Annotated in this window: 26 protein-coding genes and 1 pseudogene; 16 read left to right on the forward strand and 11 right to left on the reverse strand. The window is 74.4% G+C overall.

The features are described 5' to 3' along the window. The 3 genes from ACI79I_RS23865 to ACI79I_RS23875 all read right to left on the reverse strand — a co-directional run. Positions 1–127, reverse strand: a 127-nt coding sequence (locus ACI79I_RS23865) for a CoA-transferase (RefSeq protein WP_456948071.1), incomplete at its 3' end; no start/stop codon positions are given. 20 nt (positions 128–147) lie between these two features. Beyond that, on the reverse strand, positions 148–1,389 hold the full coding sequence (locus ACI79I_RS23870) for an MFS transporter (protein WP_456994978.1): 1,242 nt from the start codon (positions 1,387–1,389) through the stop codon (positions 148–150). Then, entirely contained in the window at positions 1,386–2,204 is an 819-nt protein-coding gene (locus ACI79I_RS23875; RefSeq protein ID WP_456994980.1) for an IclR family transcriptional regulator domain-containing protein, read from the reverse strand. Before ACI79I_RS23875 ends, ACI79I_RS23870 begins: the two co-directional genes overlap by 4 nt. A gap of 357 nt (positions 2,205–2,561) precedes the next feature. Between ACI79I_RS23875 and ACI79I_RS23880 the strand changes: the two genes are divergently transcribed. Genes ACI79I_RS23880 through ACI79I_RS23890 form a run of 3 tightly spaced genes read left to right on the forward strand, consistent with a single transcriptional unit; the run spans position 2,562 to position 5,075 of the window. Beyond that, positions 2,562–3,425 (forward strand): ABC transporter permease, encoded by an 864-nt coding sequence (locus ACI79I_RS23880; RefSeq protein WP_456994982.1) that lies wholly within the window; start codon positions 2,562–2,564, stop codon positions 3,423–3,425. Further along, a complete protein-coding gene (locus ACI79I_RS23885) occupies positions 3,425–4,198 on the forward strand; it encodes an ABC transporter permease (protein ID WP_456948038.1) in 774 nt (257 codons plus the stop codon). The genes ACI79I_RS23880 and ACI79I_RS23885 overlap by 1 nt, the downstream gene beginning before the upstream one ends. Before the next feature lie 55 nt (positions 4,199–4,253). After that, positions 4,254–5,075, forward strand: coding sequence for an ABC transporter ATP-binding protein (locus ACI79I_RS23890; protein ID WP_456948039.1), 822 nt, complete (start codon positions 4,254–4,256; stop codon positions 5,073–5,075). Between the two features lie 60 nt (positions 5,076–5,135). Here ACI79I_RS23890 and ACI79I_RS23895 read toward each other — a convergent pair whose 3' ends face one another. After that, positions 5,136–5,918, reverse strand: a complete 783-nt coding sequence (locus ACI79I_RS23895) for an IclR family transcriptional regulator (protein WP_456994985.1) — start codon at positions 5,916–5,918, stop codon at positions 5,136–5,138. Positions 5,919–6,048: 130 nt separating this feature from the next. Here ACI79I_RS23895 and ACI79I_RS23900 point away from each other — a divergent pair, with 130 nt between their 5' ends. The 4 genes from ACI79I_RS23900 (at position 6,049) to ACI79I_RS23915 (ending at position 11,198) form a co-directional block, all read left to right on the forward strand. Beyond that, the gene (locus tag ACI79I_RS23900; RefSeq protein ID WP_456994987.1) at positions 6,049–7,698 is read left to right on the forward strand and encodes a flavin-containing monooxygenase; all 1,650 of its coding nucleotides are present in this window, start codon (positions 6,049–6,051) and stop codon (positions 7,696–7,698) included. A 55-nt stretch (positions 7,699–7,753) separates the two neighbouring features. After that, positions 7,754–8,758, forward strand: a complete 1,005-nt coding sequence (locus ACI79I_RS23905; protein ID WP_456994989.1) for an ABC transporter substrate-binding protein — start codon at positions 7,754–7,756, stop codon at positions 8,756–8,758. Positions 8,759–8,922: 164 nt separating this feature from the next. After that, a complete protein-coding gene (locus ACI79I_RS23910; protein WP_456994991.1) occupies positions 8,923–10,119 on the forward strand; it encodes an FAD-dependent monooxygenase in 1,197 nt (398 codons plus the stop codon). After that, complete coding sequence (locus ACI79I_RS23915) at positions 10,116–11,198, forward strand: maleylacetate reductase (RefSeq protein WP_456994993.1); 1,083 nt, start codon at positions 10,116–10,118, stop codon at positions 11,196–11,198. Before ACI79I_RS23910 ends, ACI79I_RS23915 begins: the two co-directional genes overlap by 4 nt. Positions 11,199–11,401: 203 nt before the next feature. Here ACI79I_RS23915 and ACI79I_RS23920 read toward each other — a convergent pair whose 3' ends face one another. The 5 genes from ACI79I_RS23920 to ACI79I_RS23940 all read right to left on the reverse strand — a co-directional run bounded on the left by ACI79I_RS23920 (position 11,402) and on the right by ACI79I_RS23940 (position 15,514). Further along, the gene (locus tag ACI79I_RS23920; RefSeq protein ID WP_456994995.1) at positions 11,402–12,337 is read right to left on the reverse strand and encodes an ABC transporter substrate-binding protein; all 936 of its coding nucleotides are present in this window, start codon (positions 12,335–12,337) and stop codon (positions 11,402–11,404) included. A 172-nt stretch (positions 12,338–12,509) separates the two neighbouring features. Next, the gene (locus ACI79I_RS23925; RefSeq protein WP_456948043.1) at positions 12,510–13,280 is read right to left on the reverse strand and encodes an IclR family transcriptional regulator; all 771 of its coding nucleotides are present in this window, start codon (positions 13,278–13,280) and stop codon (positions 12,510–12,512) included. 13 nt (positions 13,281–13,293) lie between these two features. Further along, entirely contained in the window at positions 13,294–14,154 is an 861-nt protein-coding gene (locus tag ACI79I_RS23930; protein ID WP_456994997.1) for a 5-oxoprolinase subunit C family protein, read from the reverse strand. Beyond that, the gene (locus ACI79I_RS23935; protein WP_456994999.1) at positions 14,151–14,762 is read right to left on the reverse strand and encodes a 5-oxoprolinase subunit B family protein; all 612 of its coding nucleotides are present in this window, start codon (positions 14,760–14,762) and stop codon (positions 14,151–14,153) included. Before ACI79I_RS23935 ends, ACI79I_RS23930 begins: the two co-directional genes overlap by 4 nt. Next, entirely contained in the window at positions 14,762–15,514 is a 753-nt protein-coding gene (locus ACI79I_RS23940; RefSeq protein ID WP_456995001.1) for a LamB/YcsF family protein, read from the reverse strand. The genes ACI79I_RS23935 and ACI79I_RS23940 overlap by 1 nt, the downstream gene beginning before the upstream one ends. Positions 15,515–15,744: 230 nt before the next feature. On the opposite strand from ACI79I_RS23940, the gene ACI79I_RS23945 reads away from it, so the two are divergent. Continuing rightward, a complete protein-coding gene (locus ACI79I_RS23945) occupies positions 15,745–16,536 on the forward strand; it encodes a putative hydro-lyase (RefSeq protein WP_456995003.1) in 792 nt (263 codons plus the stop codon). Position 16,537: 1 nt separating this feature from the next. On the opposite strand, the gene ACI79I_RS23950 is transcribed toward ACI79I_RS23945, so the two are convergent. Next, the gene (locus tag ACI79I_RS23950) at positions 16,538–18,070 is read right to left on the reverse strand and encodes an acyl-CoA synthetase (RefSeq protein WP_456995005.1); all 1,533 of its coding nucleotides are present in this window, start codon (positions 18,068–18,070) and stop codon (positions 16,538–16,540) included. 1 nt (position 18,071) lies between these two features. Continuing rightward, positions 18,072–18,938 (reverse strand): amidohydrolase family protein, encoded by an 867-nt coding sequence (locus ACI79I_RS23955; protein ID WP_456995007.1) that lies wholly within the window; start codon positions 18,936–18,938, stop codon positions 18,072–18,074. Between the two features lie 77 nt (positions 18,939–19,015). Here ACI79I_RS23955 and ACI79I_RS23960 point away from each other — a divergent pair, with 77 nt between their 5' ends. From ACI79I_RS23960 to ACI79I_RS23995, 8 genes and pseudogenes are all read left to right on the forward strand, one after another. Then, a complete protein-coding gene (locus ACI79I_RS23960; RefSeq protein ID WP_456995009.1) occupies positions 19,016–19,462 on the forward strand; it encodes a MarR family winged helix-turn-helix transcriptional regulator in 447 nt (148 codons plus the stop codon). Between the two features lie 96 nt (positions 19,463–19,558). Continuing rightward, a complete protein-coding gene (locus ACI79I_RS23965) occupies positions 19,559–20,539 on the forward strand; it encodes an ABC transporter substrate-binding protein (protein WP_456995011.1) in 981 nt (326 codons plus the stop codon). Between the two features lie 9 nt (positions 20,540–20,548). Then, positions 20,549–21,787 carry an MFS transporter gene (locus tag ACI79I_RS23970; RefSeq protein ID WP_456995013.1) on the forward strand — a complete coding sequence of 413 codons (1,239 nt, stop codon included), beginning with the start codon at positions 20,549–20,551 and terminating at the stop codon, positions 21,785–21,787. A gap of 104 nt (positions 21,788–21,891) precedes the next feature. Then, on the forward strand, positions 21,892–22,965 hold the full coding sequence (locus ACI79I_RS23975; protein ID WP_456995015.1) for an aromatic ring-hydroxylating dioxygenase subunit alpha: 1,074 nt from the start codon (positions 21,892–21,894) through the stop codon (positions 22,963–22,965). 35 nt (positions 22,966–23,000) lie between these two features. Next, on the forward strand, positions 23,001–23,276 hold the full coding sequence (locus ACI79I_RS23980) for a hypothetical protein (protein WP_456948054.1): 276 nt from the start codon (positions 23,001–23,003) through the stop codon (positions 23,274–23,276). Positions 23,277–23,305: 29 nt separating this feature from the next. Beyond that, positions 23,306–24,310 (forward strand): annotated as a pseudogene (locus ACI79I_RS23985) (PDR/VanB family oxidoreductase); the annotation flags it as partial. A 14-nt stretch (positions 24,311–24,324) separates the two neighbouring features. Then, positions 24,325–25,137, forward strand: coding sequence for an IclR family transcriptional regulator (locus ACI79I_RS23990; RefSeq protein WP_456995017.1), 813 nt, complete (start codon positions 24,325–24,327; stop codon positions 25,135–25,137). A 16-nt stretch (positions 25,138–25,153) separates the two neighbouring features. Further along, positions 25,154–26,257, forward strand: coding sequence for an NAD(P)-dependent alcohol dehydrogenase (locus ACI79I_RS23995; RefSeq protein WP_456995019.1), 1,104 nt, complete (start codon positions 25,154–25,156; stop codon positions 26,255–26,257). The last annotated feature ends 148 nt before the right edge of the window (positions 26,258–26,405 follow it).

A 26,405-nucleotide genomic window follows, 5' to 3' on the forward strand; every position in this document is an offset into this window, starting at 1 on the left:
CCTTCTCCAGCAGCGCGTCGATCAACGCGTACGGGATGCCGCACAACCCGAACCCGCCCACCGCCAGCACCGCGCCATCGGGCACGTCGGCCACCGCCTCCACGGCGCTGCCCACCACCTTGTCCATCAGTTCTCCCGTCTCGTCGGTCAGGATCGTGCGGGGGCGGCCTCGGTGGCCTCCGCCGGCTCCCGTTCGGTGACCAGGCGGGGCCGGGCCGCGGACAGCCCGGTCCCCACCTGGAGGACCAGCAGCACCAGCAGCAGGGCCAGGCTCGGCCGCCACGCGCCGGTCGCGTCGTGCAGCAGGCCGACCGCCAGCGGACCGGTGGCGGCCAGCAGGTACCCGACGCTCTGCGCGGCCGCCGAGAGCCGCCCGGTCTGGGCGACGTCGCGGGTGCGCACCAGGACCAGCGTCATGGCCAGTGGGAAGCACAGCCCCGTGCCCAGGCCGTACAGCACGGCCCAGACGGCCGGGGCCGCGGCCGGGGCCACGAGCAGGCCGACGAGGGCCACCAGGATCGGCGCGCTGCAGCCGAGCACCCACGGGACCTGGCTGGGCCGGCGGGCGGCCAGCGGGGGGACGACGAGGGCGCAGGGGGCGCCGACCGCGGCGGCGAGGGCCAGCAGCCCGCCGGCGGCCACCCCGGAGACCCCGGCGTCGTCCTCGAGGATGTCGGGCAGCCAGGTCAGCATCGCGTAGAACGTGAGCGACTGGAGCCCCATGAAGACGGTGACGGCGAGCGCCACGCGGTCGCGCAGGACGGCGGCGACCGGGAGGCGGGCGGCCGCGGGGCCGCCCGCCGGCTCCCGCCGGCGCAGGGCCAGCACACCCACGGCCGCGGTGGCGACCAGCACCGGGACCAGCCACAGCGCGAGGCCGCGTACGGCGCTCCCCGCGGCGTCGGCCAGCGGCTGGGCCAGCCCGGCGCCGAGGCTCGCCGACAGGGCCATGGAGGCGGTCACCGCACCGAGGACCGGGGCGCTGCGCGCGCCGTACTCCGCGCGCGCCGCGGCCGGCAGGAGCACGTTGACCACCGCGATGCCCCCGGTGAGCAGCACCGTGCCCGCGTAGAGCCCCCAGGTCCCGGCCAGGCGCAGCGCGACCCCGAGGACGAGGACGACCGCGCCGGCCAGGACGGCGCGGTGGACGCCGATCCGTGCGGCGATCGCCGGTGCGGTGGGGGAGACCACGCCGAAGCAGACCAGCGGGAGCGCGGTCAGCACCGCCAGCGCCGAGGTCGGCACGGACAGCTCGGTGCTGAGCTCGCCGAGCACCGGGCCGACCGCGGCGAAGGGCGCCCGCAGGCAGAGCGCGACGACCACGAGGGCCGCGGCGGGCGCGAGCCAGGCCCACCACCGGCCGGACCGGTGCAGTTCGGGAGAGGTCACGAGCGCGGGCGCCCGGTCCGGAGCAGGTCGTGCTCGACGTGGCGGGCGGTCTCCAGCAGGGCGGGGACCAGCTCCTCCTCCAGCTGCTCCATCGATGTCCGGCTGGCGTGCGCGGAGACGTTGAGTGCGGCGACCACCTGGCCGTCGGCGTTGTGGATGGGCGCCGCGGCCGAGCGCAGGCCGGTCTCCAGTTCCTGGTCGACGACGGCGTAGCCCTGGCGCCGCACCTGCTCGACCACGGCGCGCAGCTCCACCGGGTCGGTGATCGTGTGCTCGGTGTAGGACGTGAACTCGGCACGCTGCAGGTAGGCGGCGAGCTCCGCGTGCGGCAGCCCGGCCAGCAGCACCCGGCCCATCGACGTCGGGTGGGCGGGGAACCGGGTGCCCACCGCGATGAGCACCGTCATGATCCGCTTGGTGGGGACGCGGGCCACGTAGACGATGTCGTCGCCGTCCAGCACCGACACCGAGGAGGACTCGTTGACCCGCGCGACGAGGGACTCCAGGTGCGGCTCGGCCACCTCGGGCAGGGTCAGCCCGGACAGGTAGGAGTACCCCAGCTCGAGGACCCGGGGGCGCAGCGAGAACTCCCGGCCGTCCACCCGCACGTAGCCCAGCTGCACCAGCGTCAGCAGGAAGCGCCGCGCCGCGGCGCGCGTCAGCCCGGTGGCGCGCGCGACCTCCGACAGCCCGAGCCGGGGGTGCTCGGCGTCGAAGGCCCGGATGACGGCCAGCCCCCGGTCGAGCGACTGCACGAACGTGCTGTCGCGGGCCGGCAGGACGGCCGAGTCCTGGGTCAGGTCGGCGATCTCCACGCGCTTCCTCCTGGGATGGGGCGCAGGACTGCGCTCCGCGTCACATTGTGCGCAGAGTGAACGGGTGTTCGGCAAGCAGCCCCGTGCTGACCATCACGGCGCGGTCACTTCCGGAAAGTCGAACTTGACGGTGAGCCCGATCACCTGTTTCCGTGCTCAGGAAGAACAGTGGTTCGCAAGGCGAACACCTGCCTGCCCCCACCACCTGAACTCCCGGAGAGCGCCGATGCGCCGAACCCCAGCGGTCCCCGCGGCCGCTCCGCAGTCGTCCGCCGCCGCCGCCGGCGCGGACACCGCCCCCGGCGGGCCGGCCCACCGTAGCGGGGGTCGGCACGCCGGACCGGAGGTGACGCGGCCGTGACCGACTCCGCGCCCGTCACCGTCTACGAGCCGGCCGCCGACAACCCCGAGGCCGGCGTCGCGCCCAAGCCCCCGGCCAAGCGCGCGGTCGGCAGCTCGCCGATCCTGCTCGGTGCGATCGGCCTGGTCGCCCTCGTCCTGCTGTTCGAGGTGCTGCCGCGCATCGGCGTCCTGCCCAGCCAGTTCTTCCCGACGTCCTCGCAGATCGGGTCCGCGCTGGTCGACCAGCTCGGTCAGGGCGAGTTCTGGGTCGCGCTGCTGGACACGCTGCAGGGCTGGGCCCTGGGCCTGGCCATCGCCGCCGTCGCCGGCGTCGTCCTCGGCATCGTCATCGGCAGCTCGCACATCCTGCGCGAGGTCACCGCCTCGACCATCGAGTTCCTGCGGCCGATCCCGTCGGTCGCGCTGATCCCGCTGGCGGTGCTGCTGTTCGGCACCCAGATCGAGAGCAAGCTGCTGCTGGTCGTCTACGCGGCGTTCTGGCAGATGCTCATCCAGGTGCTCTACGGCGTGCAGGACGTCGACCCGGTCGCCCAGGACACCGCCCGGGCCTACCGGTTCGGGTTCCTTGCGCGGATCCGCTACGTCACCTGGCCCACGGCGCTGCCCTACGTCATGACGGGCCTGCGCCTGTCGGCGTCGGTCGCGCTGATCCTGGCCGTCACCGCCGAGCTGGTCATCGGCAACCCGGGGCTGGGCAACCGGCTCGCGGTGGCACAGAGCAGCGGCGCGATCGCCGCGACCTACGCCCTCGTGGTCGTGACCGGCCTCCTCGGCGTCGCGGTCAACCTGGTGTTCCGGTTCATCGAGCGACGGGCGCTGAGCTGGCACCCGTCCCAGCGTGGAGAGGTCGCCCTCTGATGCAGGTCCTGCGCCGGATCGGCTTCACCTTCGGCCTGCCGATCGTGCTGTTCGTCCTCTGGTGGGTGACGTCGGCGAGCAGCACCGACTTCTACTTCCCGCCGCTGTCCCGGATCATCGACAGCCTCGTCGAGGAGTGGTTCGGGCCCCGGCTGGCCGACGACGTCCTGCCCAGCCTGCTGCGGCTCGCGGCCGGTTACCTCATCGCCGCGCTGGTCGGCGTCACCCTCGGCGTCCTGATCGGCACCTACAAGCGCCTGCGGGACCTGCTCGAGCCGGTGCTCGAGTTCTTCCGGGCGATCCCGCCGCCGGTCATCGTCCCGATCCTCATGCTGGTCTTCGGCATCGAGAACACGATGAAGATCGTGGTCATCGCGTTCGGGTGCATGTGGCCGATCCTGCTGAACACCGCCGAGGGCGTGCGGGCCGTCGACAGCGTGCTGTCCGACACCGCGCGCACCTACCGGATCTCCGGCGCGGCCCGGTTGCGGCACCTGATCCTGCCGGCGGCCAGCCCGCAGATGGCCGCGGGCCTGCGGCAGGGCCTGTCGGTGGCGATCATCCTGATGGTGATCAGCGAGCTGTTCGCCGCCAGCGACGGCCTGGGCTTCGCGATCGTCCAGGCGCAGCGCAGCTTCGCCATCCCGGAGATGTGGGCGGGCATGCTGATGCTCGGCCTGCTCGGCTTCCTGCTGTCCCTGCTGTTCCGCATCGTCGAGAGCCGGTGGCTGGCCTGGTACCACGGCCTGCGCCGCGCGCAGCGCGCCGGCTGACCGCACCGATCGCACCCCGACGACCCTCGAACCCCTCAACGGAAGGCGCAACGCGATGCTCGAGGTCACCGGCCTCAAGAAGGTCTACGAGGGCAAGTCCCGCACGGTCGAGGCCGTCCGCGACCTGACCTTCACCCTGGACAAGGGCGAGCTGGTCTGCCTCGTCGGCCCCTCGGGCTGTGGCAAGACGACGCTGCTCAAGTGCATGTCCGGGCTGCTGGAGCCCACCTCGGGCTCGGTCGTGCTCGATGGCAAGAAGGTCGTCGGCCCGCCGCCGGGCATGGCGATCGTCTTCCAGGAGTACGGCCGGAGCCTGTTCCCGTGGATGAGCGTGCGGGAGAACGTGGAGCTGCCGCTCAAGCAGCGGAAGGTGCCCGCCGCCCGCCGCAAGGAGCTCGTCGACGAGTCGATCGCCGCGGTCGGTCTCAAGGACGCGCACAGCGCCTACCCGTGGCAGCTCTCCGGCGGCATGCAGCAGCGCGTGGCCATCGCCCGCGCCATCGCCTACGAGCCGCAGGTGCTGCTCATGGACGAGCCGTTCGCCGCGGTCGACGCGCAGACCCGCGCCGACCTCGAGGACCTCATCCGCGACCTGTGGCACAAGTTCCAGGTGACCACCCTGTTCGTCACCCACGACATCGACGAGGCGGTCTACCTCGGGCAGCGGGTGCTCATCCTGTCCAACTCGCCCACGGTGATCCGCCAGGACCTCACCATCGACCTGCCCGACGAGCGCGACCAGCTCCACACCCGGTCCTCGCAGCGGTTCGCCGAGCTGCGCGCCCAGGTCTACTCGCAGATCCACCGGCCGCGGGAGGAGACCCCCGACGGGGTGGACACCCACGCCCCGGCCGTCATCGGCCAGCCCACGGCCTGACGCCGGCGCTCCGGGCCCGGCACCCCCGTCGCGGGGTGCCGGGCCCGGCGCGCGTCCGGCTCAGGCCGACCGCGGCGCCGGGGACCGCCCGCTCGTGGCCAGCGCCCGTCCGATCCCGCGCGCCGTGGCCAGGAGGGCAGGGATCACCGCGGCCGGCCGGGCCTCGTCGTTGGGGATGATCACCGACAGTGCCGCGACCACCTCGCCGTCGGGACCCCAGATCGGAACCGCCACCCCGGCGGCCTCCTCGTGCACCCACCCGCGCACGACGGCGTAGCCGCGGTAGCGCGTCTCGGCGAGCAGACGCCGCAGCTCGGCCGGGTCGGTGACGGTCAGGGGCGTCATCCGGCGCAGCTGCGAGGAGAGCACCCGCTCCTGGGCGCCCGCGCTCGCGTGCGCCAGCAGCACCAGGCCGGAGGAGCAGCTGTGCGCCGGCAACCGGCTGGCGGTCCGGGTGATGTTGACGACCTCGGCGCCGCGGGAGGACTTCCGCTCCAGGTAGAGGACCTCGTCGCCCTCGAGGACCGCCAGCTGGGTGTGCTGCTTGACGACGGCGTGCAGGTCGTCCATGTAGGGCATCGCGGCGTCTCGCAGCCCGACCGTCTCCGAGGAGCGGGACGCCAGTTCCCACAGCCGCCGGCCGATGCGCACCTGGCGGCTGGGTGCCCGTTCCAGAACCCCGAGCTCCACCAGCTGATCGACCAAGCGGTAGGCGGTCGGCGTCGGCAGGCCGGCGCGGCGGGCCAGCGCGGCGACCGGCATGGCGCGGTGGTCGGCGTCGAAGGCCTCGAGGATGCGGACCGCCCGGGTGAGCAGGTTGTCGCGGGACGCGGCGTCGGTCACCCGGGGATCGTCCCACCCGGTGGATCTGCCGCCACCGAGAGATTCTCACGCGGCGAGAAGCGGTGTGGTCAGCCCGCGGACGCGCCGCGACAGTCGTCGCCGTTCGACGACGACACGCGGGAGGCGACACGTGGGGGAGCAGCAGCAGGTGCACACGCACCTGGTCGGGGCGGAGGACGCCGGCGTGCCGCGCGAGGTCGACGCGGTCGTGGTCGGTGCCGGGTTCGCCGGGCTCTACGCCCTGTACCGCCTGCGCGCGCTGGGCTGGACCGTGCAGGTCTTCGAGGCCGGCAGCGACATCGGCGGCACCTGGTACCACAACCGGTATCCCGGGGCCCGGTGCGACATCGAGAGCCTGGACTACTCGTACTCCTTCGACGAGGACCTGCAGCAGGAGTGGCGCTGGTCGGAGCGCTACGCCTCCCAGCCGGAGCTGCTCCGATACATCCACCACGTCGCCGACCGCCACGACCTGTGGCGCGACATCCGGCTCGACAGCCGGGTGACGGCGGCGATCTTCGACGAGGCGGCCGACCGGTGGACCGTCCGCACCGAGGACGGTGCCGTCGTCTCGGCACGTTTCTGCATCCTCGCGACCGGCGTCCTGTCGGTGGCGCAGGTGCCGGCCATCGAGGGCCTGGACACCTTCCAGGGCCGGTGGTTCCACACCGGGGACTGGCCGCACGAGGGGGTGGACGTCTCCGGCCAGCGGGTCGGCGTCATCGGCACCGGCTCCTCGGGGACCCAGTTGATCCCGCTCGTGGCCGAGCAGGCCGCCCACCTGACCGTTTTCCAGCGCACCGCCAACTTCTGCATGCCGGCGCAGAACCACCCGATGATCGAGGAGGTCGAGCGGGAATGGAAGGCGGAGTACCCCGAACGGCGTGCGAAGGCCCGCGTGTCCGGCTTCGGGCACAACCAGCTGACCAACCCGAAGAAGGCCATGGAGGTCTCCGCCGAGGAGCGTCGGCAGGAGTTCGAGCTGCGCTGGCAGCTCGGTGGCCTGTACATGATGCGGGCCTTCTCCGACATCCTCGTCGACCCGGTGGCCAACGAGGAGTGTGCCGAGTTCGTTCGCGGGAAGATCCGGGAGATCGTCCGTGACCCCGAGGTCGCCGAGCTGCTCTCGCCGCGCGGCTTCCACTTCGGCACCAAGCGGCTCTGCTCCGGGACCGGGTACTACGAGACCTTCAACCGGGAGAACGTCACCCTCGTCGACGTGCGACGCGCGCCGATCGAGCGCATCACGCCGACCGGGCTGGCCACGACCGAGGCCGAGTACGACCTGGACGTGATCGTCTTCGCGACCGGCTTCGACGCCATGACCGGCTCCATGCTCAAGATCGACGTTCGGGGCGTCGGCGGCCGCAGCCTCCGGGAGAAGTGGGCGCACGGCCCGCGCAGCTACCTCGGCGTTGCGCCGGCCGGCTTCCCGAACCTCTTCATCGTCGCCGGGCCGGGCAGCCCCTCGGTGTTCAGCAACATGGTCAACAGCATCGAGCAGCACGTGGAGTGGATCACCGCGCTGCTCGCGCACGCCGACCTCCGCGGCGTGCGGCGCGTGTCGGCCACCGACGAGGCCGAGCAGGCCTGGGTGGAGCACGTCAACGAGGTGGCCGGCCGGACGCTCTACCCGCGCTCGCCGAACTCGTGGTTCTTCGGCGCCAACACCCCCGGCAAGCCTCGCGTCTTCATGCCCTACGTCGGCGGCGTCGGCACCTACCGGCAGATCGCCGACGACGTGGCCGCCAAGGACTACGAGGGGTTCCTGTTCACGTGACGACGGGCGTCGTCCACCCGCACCAGCCCATCCGCCCTGCGAGAGAAGGAATTCAGTGAAGCGTTCCTCGACCACCCGACTGGCACTGGCGGCGTCCGCCGTCGTGCTGTCTCTGTCCGTGGCCGCCTGCGGGGGCTCGTCGGATGACGCCAGCGCCGCGGCGGGCCCGAGCGGGGGCAGCGGCGAGACGGGGGCTCCGGAGACGACGGAGATCACCGTCGGGGTCCAGCCGTTCGCCGAGGTGGCGGCGTTCTACGTCGCCGTCCAGGAGGGGTTGTTCGAGGAGCACGGCCTGACGGTGACCCCGCAGGTGGCCGCGGGTGGCGGGGCCGGCCTGATCACCGGGCTGGTGTCGGGCGACTCTCAGTTCGCCTACAGCAACTACGTGTCCGTGGTGCAGGCTGCATCGCAGGGGCTGCCGCTGCGCGTCGTCCGCGAGAACGACCGGCCCGGCGTGCAGGGCGTGTACGCCCTTCCGGGCAGCGGGATCACCAGCCCCGCCGACCTGGCCGGCAAGCGCATCGCGATCAACGGCCTCGGCAACATCATGGAACTGACCACCCGGGCCGCACTCGAAGAGAACGGCGTCGACCCGAACAGCGTCGAGTTCGTCGAGCTGGCCCCGCCGGAGTTCCTGCCCGGCATGGCCTCCGGCAACGTCGACGCTGCGTGGCTGGTGGAGCCGTTCGTGAGCATCGGCACCGACACCCAGCAGGTGCAGCTCGTGCTCGACGTCTTCGCCGGGCCCACCGAGGAGCTGCCGGTGGCCGGCTGGATCACCTCCGCGCCGTTCGCCGCCGAGAACCCCAACACCGTCGCGGCCTTCCAGGCGGCGATGGACGAGGCCATCGCCCGGGTCGCCGAGCAGCCCGACCTGGTCGCCCAGGTGGTGCCGACCTACACCCAGCTGACGCCGGAGGTGGCTGCCGGGCTCAACCCGGTCGTCTTCGCGGAGGAGGACGAGCCCGAGGGCATCAGTCAGGTGGAGGAGCTGATGCGCCAGTACGGTCTCGTCGAGGACGAGGTGGACACCTCCGAGCTGATCGTGAGCAGCGACTGAGCGGCTGAGCCTCACCGGGCCCCGGTCCCCGTGGGGACCGGGGCCCGTCCGGCCGGTCCGGCCCGCGTCGCGGAGGATCGGCCTTCGACCGGGCGGGAAGGGCACTACCGGGCGGTCGGTGCGGGACCGCAGGATCGCGACGTCGGGAGCAGAGGAGGACGGCTGTGCGGGTGGCCATCGCGGGCGGCGGGATCGGCGGGCTGGCCGCGGCGGCCTTCCTGCACCGGGCGGGACACGAGGTGTCGGTGCACGAGCAGGCCGGCCAGTACCGGGAGATCGGTGCGGGGCTGGTCGTGGCGCCCAACCTCATGCGCCTGCTGCGGCGGCTCGGCCTGTCCGACGGCCTCGAGGGACGCGGCGTCCGGCTCGAGATCGGCTGGGAGTTCCGGCGGTGGCAGGACGGCCGGGTGCTGTTCAGCCAGCAGCTGACCGACTCGGCCGCGATGTACGGCGAGGACACCTGGGTGGTGCACCGCGCCGACCTGCTCGACCTGCTCCGCTCGGTGGTCCCCGCCGACGCCCTGCACCTGGGCCGGCGGGTGGTCGGCGTGGAGCAGGACGACGAGGTGGCCCGACTCGTGCTGGCCGACGGCACGGCCGTCACGAGCGACGTCGTGGTCGCCGCGGACGGCATCCACTCGGTGCTGCGCGGCTCGGTCGCCCAGCCCGGGCCCCCGCGGTACTCGGGGATCTGTGCCTGGCGGTCGCTCGTCCCCGCGGAGGCCGCACCCGACCTGGCCCGCCGGCCGGCGCAGACCCTGTGGCTGGGCCCGGGCCGCCACCTCGTGCACTACCCGGTCTCCGGGGGCCGGCTGGTCAACCTGGTCGCGTTCACGCCGGCGGGGGACTTCGACGTCGAGTCGTGGGAGTCGCGGGGCCGGGTGGCCGACCTCGCGGCGGAGTTCGCCGGCTGGGACCCGCGGCTCGAGGCGCTCATCGCGGCCGCGGGTGAGGTCGGCCGCTGGGCGCTGCTGGACCGCGAGGCCATCCCGACCTGGACCTCGGGCCGGCTGGCGCTGCTCGGCGACGCCGCCCACCCCTCGTTCCCGTTCTTCGCCCAGGGCGCCGCGCAGGCGGTGGAGGACGCCGCCGCTCTGGCGGTGTGCCTGGCCGGGCGCAGCGTGCCCGAGGCCCTGGCCCGCTACGAGGCGGTGCGCGTCCCGCGGGCCACCCGGGTGCAGCAGGCCAGCCGCGGCCGTCAGGCCCACCACCACCTGCCCGACGGTCCCGAGCAGCAGGCGCGCGACGCCGCGTTCGCCGGGGACGACCCGCTGGCACACAACGCCTGGCTGTACGGGTACGACGCCGAGGCCGCTGCCCAGGAGCAGGGTGCCGGGACGGTCGCGGGGGCCAGGGCGTGACCGGCCCCCTGTCCTTCGTCCACCAGGGGCTGCCCACCCGGGTGGTGTTCGGGCCCGGGGTCCTGGCCCGGCTGCCCGAGGAGGTGGCCGGCCTCGGGCTCTCGCGGGTCGTCGTGGTGTGCGGTCCCAACCACCAGGACCTGGGACGGCGGGTCGCGGACCTGCTCGGGGACCGTGCGGTGGGCGTCCTCGCCGAGGCCCGCATGCACGTGCCGGTCGAGGTCGCCGGTCGCGCCCGCGACCGTGCCCGCGAGATGTCCGCCGACGGGTGCGTCGCCGTCGGCGGCGGCTCGGCGATCGGGCTCGGGAAGGCGCTCGCCCTCGACCCGGGACTGCCGCTGCTCGCCATCCCGACCACGTACTCCGGCTCGGAGATGACCCCCGTCTGGGGCCTCACCGAGGGCGGGGCCAAGCGCACCGGCCGCGACCTGCGGGTGCTGCCCCGGGCCGCGCTCTACGACCCGGAGCTCACCCTCGGGCTGCCGCCGGCGCTGTCGGCCACCAGCGGGGTGAACGCCCTGGCCCACGCCGTCGAGGGCCTCTACGCCCCGGACACCAACCCCGTGGTGGCGCTCATGGCCGAGGAGGCGGTGCGCGCGCTGGCCGCCGCGCTGCCGGCGGTGGTGGCCGACGGCGGGGACCTCGACGCCCGGTCCGAGGCCTTCTACGGGTCGTGGCTGTGCGGGTCGGTGCTCGGCGCGACGACCATGTCGCTGCACCACAAGCTCTGCCACACCCTCGGCGGCACGCTGGACCTCCCGCACGCGCCGACCCACACCGTCGTCCTGCCGCACGCCCTGGCCTACAACGCGCCCGCCGCCCCGCAGGCGGTCGCCGCGCTGTCCCGCGCCCTCGGCGGCGTCCCGGACCCCGCCCGGGCGCTGTGGGACCTCGCCGGCCGGCTGGGTGCGCCGCGGTCGCTGGCCGAGCTGGGCATGGCCGAGGACGACGTCCCGCGGATCGCCGAGCTCGCCGTCGCCAGTCCCTACGCCAACCCGCGGCCGGTCACCCGCGAGGGCGTGACGGCGCTGCTGCGCGCCGCGTGGGCCGGCGAGCCGCCGCCGGCGCTGCACCACTGACGGCCCGCGGCAGAAGCCGCGGGCCGTCAGGCCGGTGTTCACCCGTGATGACTCGGGCCGGGTTCCGCGCGCCGGTCCGCTCCTCGCTCGCTGGCGCTCGCTGCGATGCTCCCGGCGCCGTCACCCGGCGATGACTCCGGCCGGGTTCCGCGCGCCGGTCCGCTCCTCGCTCGCTGGCGCTCGCTGCGATGCTCCCGGCGCCGTCACCCGGCGATCATGGTCTGGACGTCGAACTCCTCGCTGATGATCCCGTACTCGAGCATCAGGTCGGCCATCTCCTGCAGCTGGGCCTCGTCGACCTCGGCGTCCCACTCGGGGAGCGCCACCTGCTGGACTGTCTCGGCCGGCACCTGGGTGTAGGTCGGCACCAGCTCGACCAGCCGCTCACGGTCGCCCTGCAGCTGCTCCATGGACGCGGCCATCGCGGCGCGGAAGGCCTCGACGGCCTCCGGGTTCTCCTGGGCGTACTGCTCGGTGGTCAGCCAGCCGGCCACCGGCATGTCCTCGACCGGGCCGCTGAACAGCGGGAAGAGCACCCGGGCGCCGCCGGCGAGGGCGGCGGCCTGGAACGGCTCGACCTGCCAGATGGCGTCGACGTCCCCGGCGTCGAGCGCCGCGGCCATGTCCGGGTAGGGCAGCTCCAGGAACTGGATCGTCGAGACGTCGACCCCGGCGTCCTGGAGCACGGCGTTGACCGCCACGGTGCCGATGTTCTGCAGGTTGTTGACGGCGACCCGGGCGCCGGCCAGGTCGGCCGGTGACTGGTACGCCGAGTCGGAGGCGACCATGATCGCGTGGTCGTCGGCGCCCACGTCGTTGCCGGCGATGATGCGCACCGGGAGCCCCTGCTGCGCGGCGAGCAGCGCCGAGGTGTAGTTGCCGTAGGTGATGTCGTACTCGCCAGCGATCAGCGACGGGATCGCCTGCGCGCCCCCGGCGGTCTGCTCCAGGGTCACGTCGAGGCCCTGCTCCGTGAAGATGCCGGTCTCGTCGGCGTGCACCGCGCTGGCGGTGTGCACCAGCGGGAAGTAGCCGACGGTCAGCGCGGTGGTGCCGCCCGCGCCGCCGGAGGCCTCCTCGCCGCCGTCGTCGGAGCCGCAGGCGGCCAGGGCCAGCGTGAGTGCGCAGCCCAGGGCCAAGCCGGTGCGGCGGAGGCGGGAGCGGGGGCGTCCGTGGGGGGTGGGGACCCCGGGCGCAGGGGACAAGGAGGACTCCTCTCGGTGCTCCGCGGGCCATCCGGGCCCGCAGACGTGACGCGGATCATGCGACCCGGCTCACAGCCCGCCACAGCGGTCTCTCGAAGAGTGAGACTCAGCGGGAGAGGCGGGCCAGCGGCCCGGCCGAGAGGGTGCGCGTCACGCCCCGCGCCGCCGCCAGCAGCGCCGGCACCTGTGTCATCGCCCGGCCGTCGTTGGGCACGATGACCGACAGCGCCGCGACGACCTCCTGCAGGCCGTTGCGCACCGGCACGGCGACCCCGGCGGCGTCCGGGTGGACGTGCCCCGGCGTGACGACGAAGCCCTGCCGGCGGACGTCGGCCAGGGTGGCCCGCAGCCGGTCCGGGTCGGTGATCGTGGCCGCCGTGTGCTGTGCCAGCGGGCGGGAGAGGATCCGCTCCTGCAGCTCCGGCGGGCCGTAGGCGAGCAGCACCAGTCCCGAGGAGGAGATGTGCAACGGCAGCCGGCCGGCGATCCGCGAGTAGTTGATGACCGCGTCGCGCGCCGAGAGCCGCTCCACGAACAGCACGTCGTCGCCGTCCCGGACGCCGAGCTGGGCGTGGTGCCCGACGACCGCGTGGAGGTCCTCCAGGTAGGGCATCGCCGCCTCGCGCAGGGACACCGTCAGCGAGGCCCGGGAGGCCAGCTCCCACATGCGGACGCCGACCCGCACCTGGCGGTCGGCTCCCCGCTCGAGCAGGCCGTGGCCGACCAGCTCGGCGATCAGCCGGGAGGCGGTGGCCACGTGCAGCCCGGTGCGGCGGGCGATCTCCGACACCTGCAGTTCCTTCTCGTCGGCGGAGAAGGCGGCCAGGATCCGGACGGCGCGGGAGAGCACCGACTCGCCCGTCGCCACCCGTCCCACGCCGGGCAGTGTCTCATCTGCCGAGAGACGCACCCCGGAACCGCAGGGCCTGGCCCGGGCGGAGCTGGCCGCACCGGTCGACGTCCTCGTCGGCGACGTAGGCGAGGACCGGGTAGCCGCCGGTGACCGGGGCGTCGGCGAGGAAGAGCACCGGCAGCCCGGACGGCGGCACCTGCAGCGCGCCGCGGACCATGCCCTCGCTGGCCAGCTCCCCGGTGCGCGCCCGCTCCAGCGGCGGTCCGTCCAGCCGCAGGCCGATCCGGTTGCTCTCCCCGGTCACCGTCCACGCGGTGCCGGTGAGCGCGGGCAGCGCGGTGTCGGCGAACCAGTCCGCGCGCGGGCCGGGGAGCACCCGCACCGTCACCTCGCCGCCGGCCGGGTCGGGGACCGGCGCCAGGTCGACCCCGGGCATGGCGCCGGCCGGAGGGCCGACGGGCAGCACGTCACCGGCCGAGACGGCAGGGGGACCCAGCCCGGAGAGCAGGTCGGTGGAGCGGCTGCCCAGCACCGGCTCGACGGCGATCCCCCCGCGCACGCCGAAATAGGTGCGCAGCCCGGACGCGGGCGGCCCCAGTCGCAGCTCCTCGCCGGCGGCCAGCCTGACCGGCGCGTTGTGCGCGGCGCCGCCCCCACAGCGCGCGCCGGTGGTGACCACCACCAGGTCGGCGTCGGCCCGCAGCGCCAGGCCCCCGAGGGTCACCTCGAGCACCGCAGCGCCGATGTCGTTGCCCACGAGCCGGTTGGCCAGCGCGGCGGCGGCGCGGTCACAGGCGCCGGAGCGGCCGATGCCCAGGGCACCCTGCCCGGGCCGGCCGGCGTCCTGCACCGTCGTCAGCGGGCCGGGGGAGAGGACGGTCAGGCTGCGGGGGCTCACGCCACCTCCACGAACCGCACGCGCACGCCGGGTCGCAGCAGCGCGGCCGGGTCGCGGGACAGGTCGAAGACGGCGACGTCGGTGCGACCGATCAGCTGCCAGCCCCCGGGGGACTCCCGCGGGTAGACGCCGCTGAACTCCCCGGCCAGGCCGACCGACCCCGGGGGCACCTTCGTCCGCGGCGTCTCGCGGCGGGGCACGTGCCAGGGCTCGCCGTCGGGCGTGCAGTAGCCGAACCCGGGGGCGAACCCGCAGAAGGCGACCGTCCACTCGGTGCCGGTGTGCCGGCGCACCACCTCCTCCGGGGTCACCCCGAGGAGCCCGGCGACGTCGGCGAGGTCCGCGCCGTCGTAGACGACCGGCAGCTCCACCCGCTCACCGGAGCCGCCGCGGTCGGGCCGGGGCCGGGCCTCCCGCACCGCCTGCTCGACCGCGGCGAGCCCGGTCCGCGCCGGGTCGACGACGAGCAGGACCGTGCGGGCCGCGGGGACGACGTCCACCACGCCGGGGACCGGGTCCTCGGTGAGGGCCGCGTACAGCCCGAGGACCTCGTCGAGCCCGTCCAGCTCGACCAGCAGCGCGGTCGAGCCGCTGGGCAGGACCCGCATCAGCCCGCGAACGGCGCCAGCCCGACGCCGGCGTCGGTGAGGGCAGCCCGCACCCGCTGGGCGATCGCCACCGCCCCGGGGGTGTCGCCGTGCACGCAGATGGACTCCGGGTCCACGTGCAGGACCCCGCCCTGGACGTCGGTGATCGGCTCCCCGGTGGCCATGGCCACGCAGCGCCGGGCGATCTCCTCGGGGTCGTGCAGCACGGCTCCGGGGTGGGAGCGGGGCACCAACGTCCTCGCCGGCGTGTAGGCCCGGTCGGCGAAGGCCTCCCGGACGGTCTCCAGCCCGGCCTCCCCGGCCAGCCGCAGCCAGGCCGAGCCGGGCAGGCCCAGCACCGGCAGGGTGCGGTCGTACTCGACGACGGCCCGCACGACGGCCGCCGCCTGCTCGTCGTGGCCGACGATCGTGTTGTAGAGCGCGCCGTGCGGCTTGACGTAGCGCACCCGCGTGCCGGCGACCCGGGCGAACGCCTCCAGCGCGCCGAGCTGGTAGAGGACGTCGGCGGTCAGCTCGTCGGGCGCCACGTCGATGAACCGGCGGCCGAAACCGGCCAGGTCGCGGTAGGAGACCTGCGCGCCGACGGCCACGCCGGCAGCCGCGGCCCGCTCACAGACCCGCCGCATGATCGAGGGGTCACCGGCGTGGAAGCCGCACGCGACGTTGGCGCTGGTCACGATCCCGAGCAGCGCGTCGTCGTCCCCGAGCTGCCACTGGCCGAAGCCCTCGCCGAGGTCGGAGTTGAGGTCCATGGTCCTCCCAGGCAGGACGGCTGCCCGGGACGCTAGAGCCGCCACCGGGCCCCGGCAATGCGGAACACCTCGCCGCCATCATGGAGTTGCGGACGCGACACGCCGCGGATCGCCCGCGTGTCGCTTCCCGGACTTCATGATCGCGGGGGTGGGGGCGCCGGCGGACGGCGGGGAGCGGGACGGCAGGGAGCGGGACGGCAGGGAGCGGGACGGCGGGGCAGCATGGCCCCATGACGCAGCAGACGGTGTCCCCGGCCGGCCCGGCCGAGGTCCGGGCGGCCTGCCGCAGCGGGTCCGCCGTCCACACCTCGGGGCTCGCGCCCGGCCACACCCAGGCCAACCTCGTCGTCCTGCCGCGGGACTGGGCCTACGACTTCCTGCTCTTCGGCCAGCGCAACCCGCAGCCGGTCCCGCTGCTCGACGTCACCGACGCCGGGTCGCCGCGCACCGTGCTGGCCCCCGACGCGGACCTGCGCACCGACCTGCCGAGGTACCGGGTCTGGCGGGACGGCGCGCTGGTGGACGAGCCGACCGATGTCGTCGACCTGTGGACCGACGACCTGGTCGCCTTCCTCATCGGCTGCAGCTTCAGCTTCGAGACCGCGCTGCTCGACGCCGGCGTCCCGGTGCGCAACATCGAGCAGGGGCGCAACGTGTCGATGTACCGCACCAACCGGGACTGCCGGCCCGCCGGCCGCCTGTCGGGCCCGCTGGTGGTCACGATGCGGCCGGTCCCGGGCGAGCTGGTGACCACCGTTGTCCAGGTCACCGCCCGGATGCCGCAGGTGCACGGGGCGCCGGTGCACGTGGGGCCGCCGGAGTCGCTGGGCATCGCCGACCTCGGCCGGCCCGACTTCGGCGACCCGGTGGAGGCCGCCGAGGGCGACGTCCCGGTGTTCTGGGCCTGCGGGGTCACCCCGCAGGCGGCGCTCATGGCGTCGCGGCCGCCGTTCGCCATCACCCACGCCCCGGGGCACATGTTCGTCACCGACGTGCCGGACGCCGCCTACCGCCTGCCGTGAGCTACCGGCCGGCGAACCGCTCCCGCAGGTCGGGCTTGCGGATCTTGCCGGTGGCGGTCTTGGGCAGCTCGTCGACGAACTCGACCGAGCGGGGGACCTTGAACCCGGCCAGCCGCTCGCGCAGCGCGGTGCGGATCGCCTCGGCGTCCTCGGTCGCCCCGGGCGCCGGGACGACGACCGCCAGCCCGGCCTCCCCCCACCTCGGGTCCGGGACGCCGATGACCGCGGCCTCGACCACCCCGGGCAGCTCCAGCAGGGCGGACTCCACCTCGGCGGGGTACACGTTCTCCCCGCCGGAGATGATCATGTCCTTGTAGCGGTCGCGGATGTAGAGGAAACCCTCCGCGTCCAGGGAGCCCGCGTCGCCGGTGTGGTACCAGCCGTCGCGCAGGACGGCGGCGGTCTGCTCGGGGTCCCGCCAGTAGCCGGCCATCACGTTGGGGCCGGAGACGACGACCTCACCGACCTCGTCGACGTCGGCGTCTGTGCCGTCGGCGCGCACCACGCGCAGGTCGGTGAAGAACAGCGGCCTGCCCGCGGAGCCGACCTTGCGCTCGGCGTCGGCGGGGTCCAGTGCGGTGCAGCCGGGGGAGGCCTCGGTCATGCCGTAGCACTGCTGCATGGTCACGCCGCGGTCCAGCCACGTCCGCAGCGTGGGGATCGGCACCGCGGCTCCGGCGGCGCCGATGGTCCGCAGCGAGGACAGGTCGCGGGCGGCGAAGTCCGGCTCGCGGCTCATCGCGTCGAGCATCGTCGGGACGGCGAAGAAGGAGGTGACCCGCTGCTCCTCGATGACCTGCAGCGTCCCGGCCGGGTCGAACCGGCGCACGACCACCGCGCAGCCGCCGCGCAGCAGCGTGGGGTTGACGGTGCCGTTGAGCCCGCCGATGTGGAACAGCGGCGCCAGCGCCAGGGTGCGCTCGTCGGCGGTGAAGTCCATGCCCAGCACCTGGTTGGTGGCGTTCCAGGTCATGTTGCCGTGGGTGAGCACCGCGCCCTTGGGCCGGCCGGTGGTGCCGGAGGTGTACATGACCAGGCAGGGGTCGTCGAGGGCGACCGGCTCGTCGCGGACCTCGGGGGAGGCAGCGGTGAGCAGCTCCTCGTAGGGGCGCGAGTCCGCGCCGCCGGGTGCCGGGGGCTCGGCGGCCACCCACGCGCGCACGCCGGGCAGCCGGTCGCGCAGCGCGTCGGCGAGCTCGCCCGAGTCGCGGCCGTGCACGACCACACCTGCGCCGGAGTGCTCGAGCACGTACTGCGCCTCGGGCGCGGTCAGCCGGGCGTTGACCGGCACCCAGATCGCGCCCAGCTGCCCGCAGGCGTAGAGGGTCTCCAGCGCGGAGGGGTGGTTGGTGCCGGTCCAGGCCACCCGGTCACCGCCGCGCACGCCGAGCGCGGCCAGGGCGCCCGCGGTCCGGCGCACCCGCTCGGCGAACCCGGCGTGCGAGGTCGTCGTCCCCTCGAACCAGATCGCGTCGCGGTCGGGGGAGATCCGCAGCCGCCGCTCCGGCCACGACCCGAGACCGGCGTTGCGCACCTCAGCTCCCCAGGCCGAGGGCGCGGACCGCGTTCTCCTTCATGACCAGCGGGCGGACCTCGTCCCGGATGTCCAGCTTCGCGAAGTCGCTGATCCAGCGCTCGGGGGAGATGAGCGGGTAGTCCGAGCCGAACAGCACCTTCCGCTTGAGCAGGGTGTTGGCGGCGCGGACCAGCTGGGGCGGGAAGTACTTGGGCGACCAGCCGGACAGGTCGATGTAGACGTTGGCCTTGTGCTGGGCGACGGAGATCGCGGCGTCCTGCCAGGGCACCGAGGGGTGCGCCATGATGATCGTCAGGTGCGGGAAGTCGGCGGCGACGTCGTCGAGCAGCATCGGGTCGGAGTAGCGCAGCTTGATGCCCCGCCCGCCGGGCAGGCCCGAGCCGATCCCGGTCTGGCCGGTGTGGAAAAGCGCCGGCACCCCGAGGCTCTGCAGCTCCTCGTAGAGCGGGTAGACGCGGCGGTCGTTGGGCTCGAACGCCTGGATCGAGGGGTGGAACTTGAAACCGCGCACCCCGTGCTCGGTGACCAGCCGGCGCGCCGCGCGGACGCCGGACTGCCCCCGGGCCGGGTCGATCGAGCCGAACGGGATCAGCACGTCGGGGTGGGCGGCGGCGGCCTCGGCGATCTCCTCGTTGGACAGCGTCGGGTGCCCCGTGGCCAGCTCGCTGTCGACGGTGAAGACCACCGCGGCCATGCCCTGCGCCCGGTAGTGCGCGGCGATCTCCGGCACGGTCGGGTGGTGCGGCTCGCCCTTGAAGTACGCGGCGGCGGCCTCCAGCAGCTCGTCGTCCATCGACAGGTGGCCGTGCAGGTCCTGCTCGACGTGCACGTGCACGTCGATGGCGACCAGGTTCTCGGTGTCCATGGCGGCTCCATCGCCGAAGGGGGGTGACGCCCGACGCTAGGCCGCTATCGTGGAGGTCGTCAACGATGGAGGTCCTCATGGACGGCACCGCCCTGACCGACGACGTCGGCTACCTGCTCTCCCGGGCCAGTGGGCTGCTCGTGCGGGCCACCAACGCCGCGCTGGCCGAACACGGCCTGCGGGTGCGTTCCTACTCCGCCCTGCTGCTGGCCTGCGACTCGGATGTCGGCATGTCGCAGCGGGACCTCGCCGAGGCGCTCGCGCTCGACCCCAGCCAGGTGGTGCTCCTCGTCGACGAGCTGACCGAGGCCGGGCTCGTGGAGCGGCGCCCGTCCGAGAGCGACCGGCGGACCAAGCTGGTGGTGGCCACCGACGCCGGCCGGGCGGTGCGGCAGCGGGCCGCACGCGCGACCGCGCAGGCGCACGCGGGACAGCTCGGGGGTCTCACCGACGAGGAGCAAGGGCAGTTGCGCGACCTGCTCGGGCGGTTGATCGCCGGTCGCGCGGTCGTCGTGCCGGGCTGACGGGCGCGGGGGCTTGCCCCGCGCCGCTGTGACGTGCATCATCCCGATCGTCAACCGTTGAGGTTGTCATTCATATCGCACACATCGGGAGAGCAGATGCTCCGCAAGTGGGTCCCCGTGCTGGCCGCGACGACGCTCGCGCTCGCCGCGTGCGGGGGAGGCGACGACGAGGCCGCCTCGGGCGGCGGCGCGGCGGCGGGCGGCAGCGGTGAGCTGCGTCAGGTGACCGCCGGCCTGCTCCCGGTGGCCGTCACCGGCGCCCTGCAGGGCGGCATCGAGCAGGGCTTCTTCGAGGACCACGGCATCGAGGTCACCATCGAGACCGGGCAGGGCGGGGCGGCGCTGCTGCCGGCCGTCGCCTCCGGCCAGATGGAGTTCGCCACGAGCAACCCGGTCTCGCTGCTGCAGGCCCGCGACCAGGGCCTCGACGTCCGGGTCATCGGCCACTGGACCTCCACGCACGCCGAGGGCGACGACGTCAACGGCGTCGTGGCGAACAAGGACTCCGGGGTCACCTCCGCGGCCGGGCTCGCCGGCAAGCGGATCGCGGTCAACACCCTCAACGGCATGGGCCAGCTGACCATCGACGAGGCGGTGCGCCAGGACGGCGGTGACCCGTCGGGCATCCAGTACGTCGAGCTGCCCTTCCCCGACATGCCCGCGGCCCTGGAGGCCGGCAACGTCGACGCGGTGTGGGTCCCCGAGCCCTTCCTCTCCCAGCTGATCTCGTCGGGCCACCCGGTGGCGAGCTACTCCAGCCAGGAGTCGGTGCCCGGGCACCCGACCCAGCTGTTCTTCACCTCCGGCCAGCTGGTCGAGTCCGACCCGCAGCTGGTCGAGGACTTCACGGCGGCCCTGGAGGAGACCCTCGAGTGGGCCGACCAGAACCCCGACGCGGTCCGCACCGAGGCCGAGGAGTTCCTCCAGACGCCGGCCGGGGCGATGGCCAACGTGCGGATCGAGGAGTTCGGCACCGACCTGCGCCGTGAGCAGATCGAGCGGATGGGCGAGCTCATGGTCGAGTCCGGCCTGCTCGACAACGAGCCCGACATCGACGGCCTGCTCCCGCAGGAGTAAGCCTCAGGAGTGACCTCGGAGCACCTCTCGCAGGCCCGTCCGGACCCCCGGGCGGGCCTGCGGCCGTCCGCGGGCGGGGGCCTCGTGCTGGCCGCCGTCCTGCTGGCCGGCGTGAACATGCGCGGCGCGATCGCCGCGGTCTCCCCGGTGCTGCCGGAGATGCGCGCCGAGCTGGGCCTCTCGCCGACCGTGGCGGGGCTGGTGACCACGCTGCCGGTGCTCTGCTTCGCCGTCCTCGCGCCGCCCGCGGCCTGGCTCGGCCGCCGGATCGGCGCCGAGGCGGCCCTGTGCGCCGGCCTGCTGGCCATCGCCGCGGGCACGGTGCTCCGCGTGCTCGGCGGCGCCCCGCTGCTGCTGGCGGGCACCGCCGTCGTCGGCGCCGGCATGACCCTGGGCAACGTGCTGCTGCCCGCGGTCACCAAGCGGGAGTTCGCCGAGCGCGCCGGCACGGTCACCGGGCTCTACACGGCGGCCCTGTGCGCGGGAGCGGCGCTGACGGCCGCGCTGACCGCCCCGATCGCCGGCCTCACCGGCTGGCGGACGGCGCTGGCCGCCTGGGCGGTCCTCGCGCTGCTGGCGGCCGCCCTGTGGGTCACCGCCACCCGCGGGCGGGGGCCCCGCCCGGCCGGCGGGACCGTCCCCGGGACGGCGCCGCCGGGGTCGGCCACGGCGGTCTGGCGGTCGCCGGTGGCCTGGGCCGTGGCGACGGTGCTCGCCCTCCAGTCGGTCCTGTACTACGGGATCACCGCCTGGCTGCCGACGCTCCTGCTCGACGAGCTCGGCTCGGGCCTGCGCCCCGGGGCGGTGGCGGCCTCGCTGTTCCAGATCCTGGGCATCCCGGGCAGCCTGCTGGTCCCGGCGGTCCTCGCCCGGCGCCGCCGCCCGGGTGGGCAGAGCGGCCTGGGTGTCACCGTCGCGGCGTCCTGGGCGCTGCTGGTCGGCGGCCTGCTGGTGGCGCCGGGGGCCTGGGTCGTGTGGGCGGCGCTCGGGGGCATCGCGCAGGGGGCGGGCATCGCGTTCGCCTTCACCGTCCTCGTGCTGCGCGCCGCCGACGACGCCGCGGCCCGGAGGCTGTCGGGCATGGCGCAGCTGATCGGGTACGGCGTCGGCGCCACCGGGCCGCTGCTCGTCGGGGCGGCGTACGCGGTCACCGGCGGGTGGGTCGCCCCGCTGGTGCTGCTGCTGGGGGTCACCGCGGTCCTCGCCGGCGCGGCCGCGGTGGCCGGGCGCCCGCGCACCCTGCGCTGACCCGCTGAGGACAACGACTTCCACATCGTGGAAGTCGAGTACCCGGAGGTGGTGATGACAGTCACCGTGGGTACGAGCCGGACAGCCGAGCAGAGGGGCATGCGATGACGTCGATCGTCCAGGACCAGTGGTACGTGGCCGCCTACGGCCGCGAGATCGGCCGCGAGCTGTTCAGCCGCACGATCTGCGGGGAGTCGATCCTCTTCTGGCGGACCGAGGCCGGCCAGGTCACCGCCATGAGCGACCGCTGCGTGCACCGCCGGTTCCCGCTGTCGGAGAAGCCCAGCCACCTCAACGGCGACACCGTCGTCTGCGGGTACCACGGGTTCACCTACGGCGCGGACGGCGTGTGCGTCGCCGTCCCCGGCCAGAAGCGCGTGCCGCGCACCGCCCGGCTGAAGTCCTACCCGGTGGTGGAGCAGGACTCCTTCGTCTGGGTCTTCATCGGCGACCCGGACAAGGCCGAGACCACCCGCATCCCGCGGGCGCCCTGGCTGGACCAGGAGGGCTGGACGACGGTCAGCGGCATGGAGCCGCTGCAGGCCCGCGCCAGCCTGCTGATCGACAACCTCATGGACCTCTCCCACGAGACCTACCTGCACGGCGGCTACATCGGGACCCCGGAGGTCGCCGAGACGCCGATCACCACCGAGGTCGACGACGAGGCCGGCATCGTCTACGTCAGCCGGCACATGGCCGACGCCGAGTGCCCGCCCTTCTACGCGAAGAGCACCGGCATCAAGGGCCGGATCACCCGCTGGCAGGACATCGAGTTCACCCCGCCCTGCCTCTACAAGCTGCACAGCCGGATCGCCCCGGTCGGCGTGCTGCCCAACGAGGACGGCACCGACCCCGACGCCTTCCACGTCGAGGTGGTCTACGCGATCACCCCGGAGACCGAGCACTCCACCCACGACTTCTGGGCCGTCGCCCGCGACTTCGCGCTCGACGACCAGGAGGTCTCGGACTTCCTGCGGGAGAACAACCGCACCGTCGTCCTCCAGGACGTCACCGCGCTCGACGTGCTGGAGAAGGTCCTCACCGGGGAGCCGGACGGGTACCAGGAGCTGTCGATCAACATCGACACCGGCGGCCTGGCCGCGCGCCGGCTGATCGCCCGGATGGCCGCCGAGGCCTCCGGTGCCCCGGCCGAGCAGCCGGTGGCGACCGCGCGGTGAGCGCCGTCTACGGCACGAGCCCGGGAGGGAACGGCATGACCCTGCCCCCACCGCGCGAGGTCCTGGTCGGCGAGAAGGTGCTGCGGGTCAACTGGCTGCCCGGCTCCGACCGGCTGCGGGGCCTGTGCCACTGCGGCGCCGAGGCCGAGGGCGAGGACCCGATCGAGATGTGGGAGTGGCTGCTCGCCCATCCCGACCACCCGGCCGGCGGGCCGACGGTGCGGCCGCTGCCCGACGTCCTGCCGCCCCCGCCCGCCCACCGCGTCACCGACCCGTCGATCATCAGGTCACGCACCCCCGTCCTGGTTTGAGCACGCCGTCCCCGGCCCGCTCCTCCGCGGGCCGGGGATGCGGCCTGCCCGACGTCGAAACGGAGCACCCCGTGCACACCACGCACGACGAGGTGGACCTGCGCCTGCAGGTGGCCACCCGGACGACCGGCGCCGAGGGCGTCGTCGTCCTCGACCTGCGCGACCCCTCCGGCGCCGAGCTGCCCGCCTGGGCGCCCGGCGCGCACATCGACCTCAAGCTGCGCGAGGACCTGGTCCGCCAGTACTCGCTGTGCGGCGACCCGAACGACCGCTCCGCGTGGCGGGTCGCGGTCCTGCGCGAGCCGGAGGGCCGCGGCGGCTCCGAGCACGTGCACGCGGCGCTCACCGAGGGCAGCGAGATCGACGTGCGCGGCCCGCGGAACAACTTCGAGCTGGTCGACTCGCCCAAGTACCTGTTCGTGGCCGGCGGCATCGGGATCACCCCGATCCTGCCGATGCTGACCGCCGCCGAGGCCGCCGGCGCGGAGTGGGAGCTGCACTACGGCGGGCGCAGCCGCCGGTCCATGGCGTTCCTGGAGGCGCTGGAGGACGCGACCGGCAACCGGGTCACCCTGCACCCGCAGGACGAGGTCGGCCTGATCGACCTGCCGAAGATCCTGGGGACCCCCCGGCCGGACACGCTGGTCTACACCTGCGGCCCCGAGCCGCTGCTCAAGGCCGTCGAGCAGCACTGCGCGTCCTGGCCCGAGGGCAGCCTGCACCTGGAGCGGTTCAGCCCCAAGGAGCAGGGCGAGCCGGTGCTCGCCGACTCCTTCGAGGTGGAGCTGGCCACCAGCGGCCTGACGCTGACCGTGCCGCCGGACAGGTCGATCCTCGAGGTCGTGGAGGACGCCGGGATCCCCGTGCTCTCCTCCTGCCAGGAGGGCACCTGCGGCACCTGCGAGACGGCGGTGCTGGAGGGCGAGGTCGACCACCGCGACTCGCTGCTCACCCCGGCCGAGCAGGCGGCCAACGACACGATGTTCATCTGCGTGTCCCGGGCGGCCTGTCCGAAGCTGGTCCTGGACCTCTGAGCCCGCCGCGCAGCGTGGCCGACGCCGAGCTGACCCGGCCGAGGACGTCGGGTGGGAAGCTGCTCGCCGTCCTCGACGCCTTCACGCGGGAGCGCCCGGCGCTCACCCTGTCCGAGATCGCCCGCGTCGTCGACGTGCCGCTGTCCACCGCGCACCGGCTGGTGGGGGAGCTGCGCCGGTGGGGCGGGCTCGAGCGGGACGCCGACGGCCGCTTCCGCGTGGGGCTGCGGCTGTGGGAGCTCGGCGCGCTGGCCCCCCGCGGGCTGGGCCTGCGGGAGGCGGCGCTGCCGTTCATGGAGGACCTCTACGAGGTCACCCACCAGAACGTGCAGCTGGCCGTCCGCGACGACGTCGAGGTCGTCTTCGTCGAGCGGTTCGCCGGCCGGGACGCGGTCATGGTGCTCACCCAGGTCGGCGGCCGGTTCGCGCTGCCGCCGACCGGGGTGGGGCTGGTGCTGCTGGCGCACGCGCCGGTCGACGTCCAGGAGCGGGTGCTGGCCGCGCCGCTCAAGCGCTACACCCCGCACACCATCACCGACCCGCGAGAGCTGCGCCGGGTGCTGGCCGAGGTCCGGCGGGCCGGCCTGGCGATCAGCGACCGCCAGGTGACCGCCGACGCGGTGTCGGTCGCCGCCCCCATCGTCCTGCGGGACAGCGTGGTCGCCGCGCTGTCCGTCGTCGTGCGCGGGGACTCCCCGGCCGCCGTCCGGTCCGCCGCCCCGGGCGTGCGGGCGGCGGCGCGCGGGATCTCCCGCGTGCTCACCCAGTCCGCCGGCGGCGGGTGGCCGGTCGAGGTGCCGGCCGCCGCCGCCGAGGAACCCCGCTGAACCGAGGAGGACCCGCGTGAGGATCACCGCCGCCGTCGTCGAGGAGCTGCACGGCCCGTTCGTCGTGCAGGACGTCGAGCTCGACGAGCCCGGTCCCGGCGACGTGCTGGTGAAGTTGGCGGCCACCGGCTTCTGCCACACCGACGGCATCGCCCGGGACGGCGACCTGCCCTTCCCCCTGCCGGGCGTGCTGGGCCACGAGGGCGCGGGCACGGTCGTCGCGGTCGGGGAGGGCGTCACCGGGATCCGCGAGGGCCAGGCCGTCGTCCTCGGCTGGCCGTACTGCGGCGACTGCCGCAACTGCGCCGCCGGGCAGCCGCGCTACTGCCTGCGGATGGGCGAGCTGGTGGGCGGCGGGCACCGGCTCGACGGCCCGTCCGCGCTGCGCACGGTCGACGGGCGGCCGCTGGCCAGCCACTTCTTCGGCCAGTCGTCCTTCGCCACCTACTCGATGACCACCGCCTCCTCCCTCGTGCCCGTCCCGGAGGGGCTGCCGGTCGAGCTCATGGGCCCGCTGGCGTGCGGGCTGGCCACCGGCGCGGGCGCGGTCTTCAACACCCTGCGGCCGGAGCCGGGCAGCTCGATCGTGGTCTACGGCGCCGGCACGGTCGGCCTGGCCGCGGTGATGGCCGCCCGCAACTCCGCGGCCACGACGATCATCGCCGTCGACCGGCACGCCGGCCGGCTGCGGGTGGCCACCGACCTGGGCGCCACGCACACCGTCGACGCGACCGACACCGACCCGGTGCAGGCGGTCCAGGAGATCTGCGGCGGCCCGGCCGACGCCGCGCTGGACTGCACCGGCGTCGTCTCCGTCGTCCGGCAGGCGATCGACTCGGTGGGCATGCTCGGCACGGCGCTGCTCATCGGCGGCGCGCCGGCCGGGGCGGAGTTCAGCGCCGACCACCTGAGCACCCTGTGGGGCAAGACCATCCGCGGCACCCTGGGCGGGAGCGGGCACGGCCAGGCCCTCATCGCCGCCCTGATGGACCTCTACGCCCAGGGGCGGTTCCCGTTCGACCGGCTGGTCGAGTACTTCCCGCTCGACCAGATCTCCGACGCCGTCGAGGCCTCCCACAGCGGCGCCGTCGTCAAGCCGATCCTGCGCATGCCCGACTGAGGAAGGACCCCGTCCTCCCCACCCCTCGCAGGCTCAGGGCGGGGCCGGGGGGGGGGGGGGGGGGGGGGGGGGGGCGGCGCGGGGGGGGGGGGCGGCGGGGGGCCGGCCCCCGCGCGGTGCGCCGGCGCGGCCCCGCCCGCGCCCCGCC

It is taken from the genome of Geodermatophilus sp. SYSU D01105, assembly GCF_054050095.1.

What these genes read in the sequence shown, in the direction of transcription:
- ACI79I_RS23955 (WP_456995007.1), bottom strand. Translation starts at nt 18,938, where the DNA reads ATGGACACCGAGAACCTGGTCGCCATCGACGTGCACGTGCACGTCGAG.
- ACI79I_RS23935 (WP_456994999.1), bottom strand. Translation starts at nt 14,762, where the DNA reads ATGCGGGTCCTGCCCAGCGGCTCGACCGCGCTGCTGGTCGAGCTGGAC.
- ACI79I_RS23890 (WP_456948039.1), top strand. Translation starts at nt 4,254, where the DNA reads ATGCTCGAGGTCACCGGCCTCAAGAAGGTCTACGAGGGCAAGTCCCGC.
- ACI79I_RS23965 (WP_456995011.1), top strand. Translation starts at nt 19,559, where the DNA reads ATGCTCCGCAAGTGGGTCCCCGTGCTGGCCGCGACGACGCTCGCGCTC.
- ACI79I_RS23960 (WP_456995009.1), top strand. Translation starts at nt 19,016, where the DNA reads ATGGACGGCACCGCCCTGACCGACGACGTCGGCTACCTGCTCTCCCGG.
- ACI79I_RS23975 (WP_456995015.1), top strand. Translation starts at nt 21,892, where the DNA reads ATGACGTCGATCGTCCAGGACCAGTGGTACGTGGCCGCCTACGGCCGC.
- ACI79I_RS23885 (WP_456948038.1), top strand. Translation starts at nt 3,425, where the DNA reads ATGCAGGTCCTGCGCCGGATCGGCTTCACCTTCGGCCTGCCGATCGTG.
- ACI79I_RS23980 (WP_456948054.1), top strand. Translation starts at nt 23,001, where the DNA reads ATGACCCTGCCCCCACCGCGCGAGGTCCTGGTCGGCGAGAAGGTGCTG.
- ACI79I_RS23940 (WP_456995001.1), bottom strand. Translation starts at nt 15,514, where the DNA reads ATGGACCTCAACTCCGACCTCGGCGAGGGCTTCGGCCAGTGGCAGCTC.
- ACI79I_RS23945 (WP_456995003.1), top strand. Translation starts at nt 15,745, where the DNA reads ATGACGCAGCAGACGGTGTCCCCGGCCGGCCCGGCCGAGGTCCGGGCG.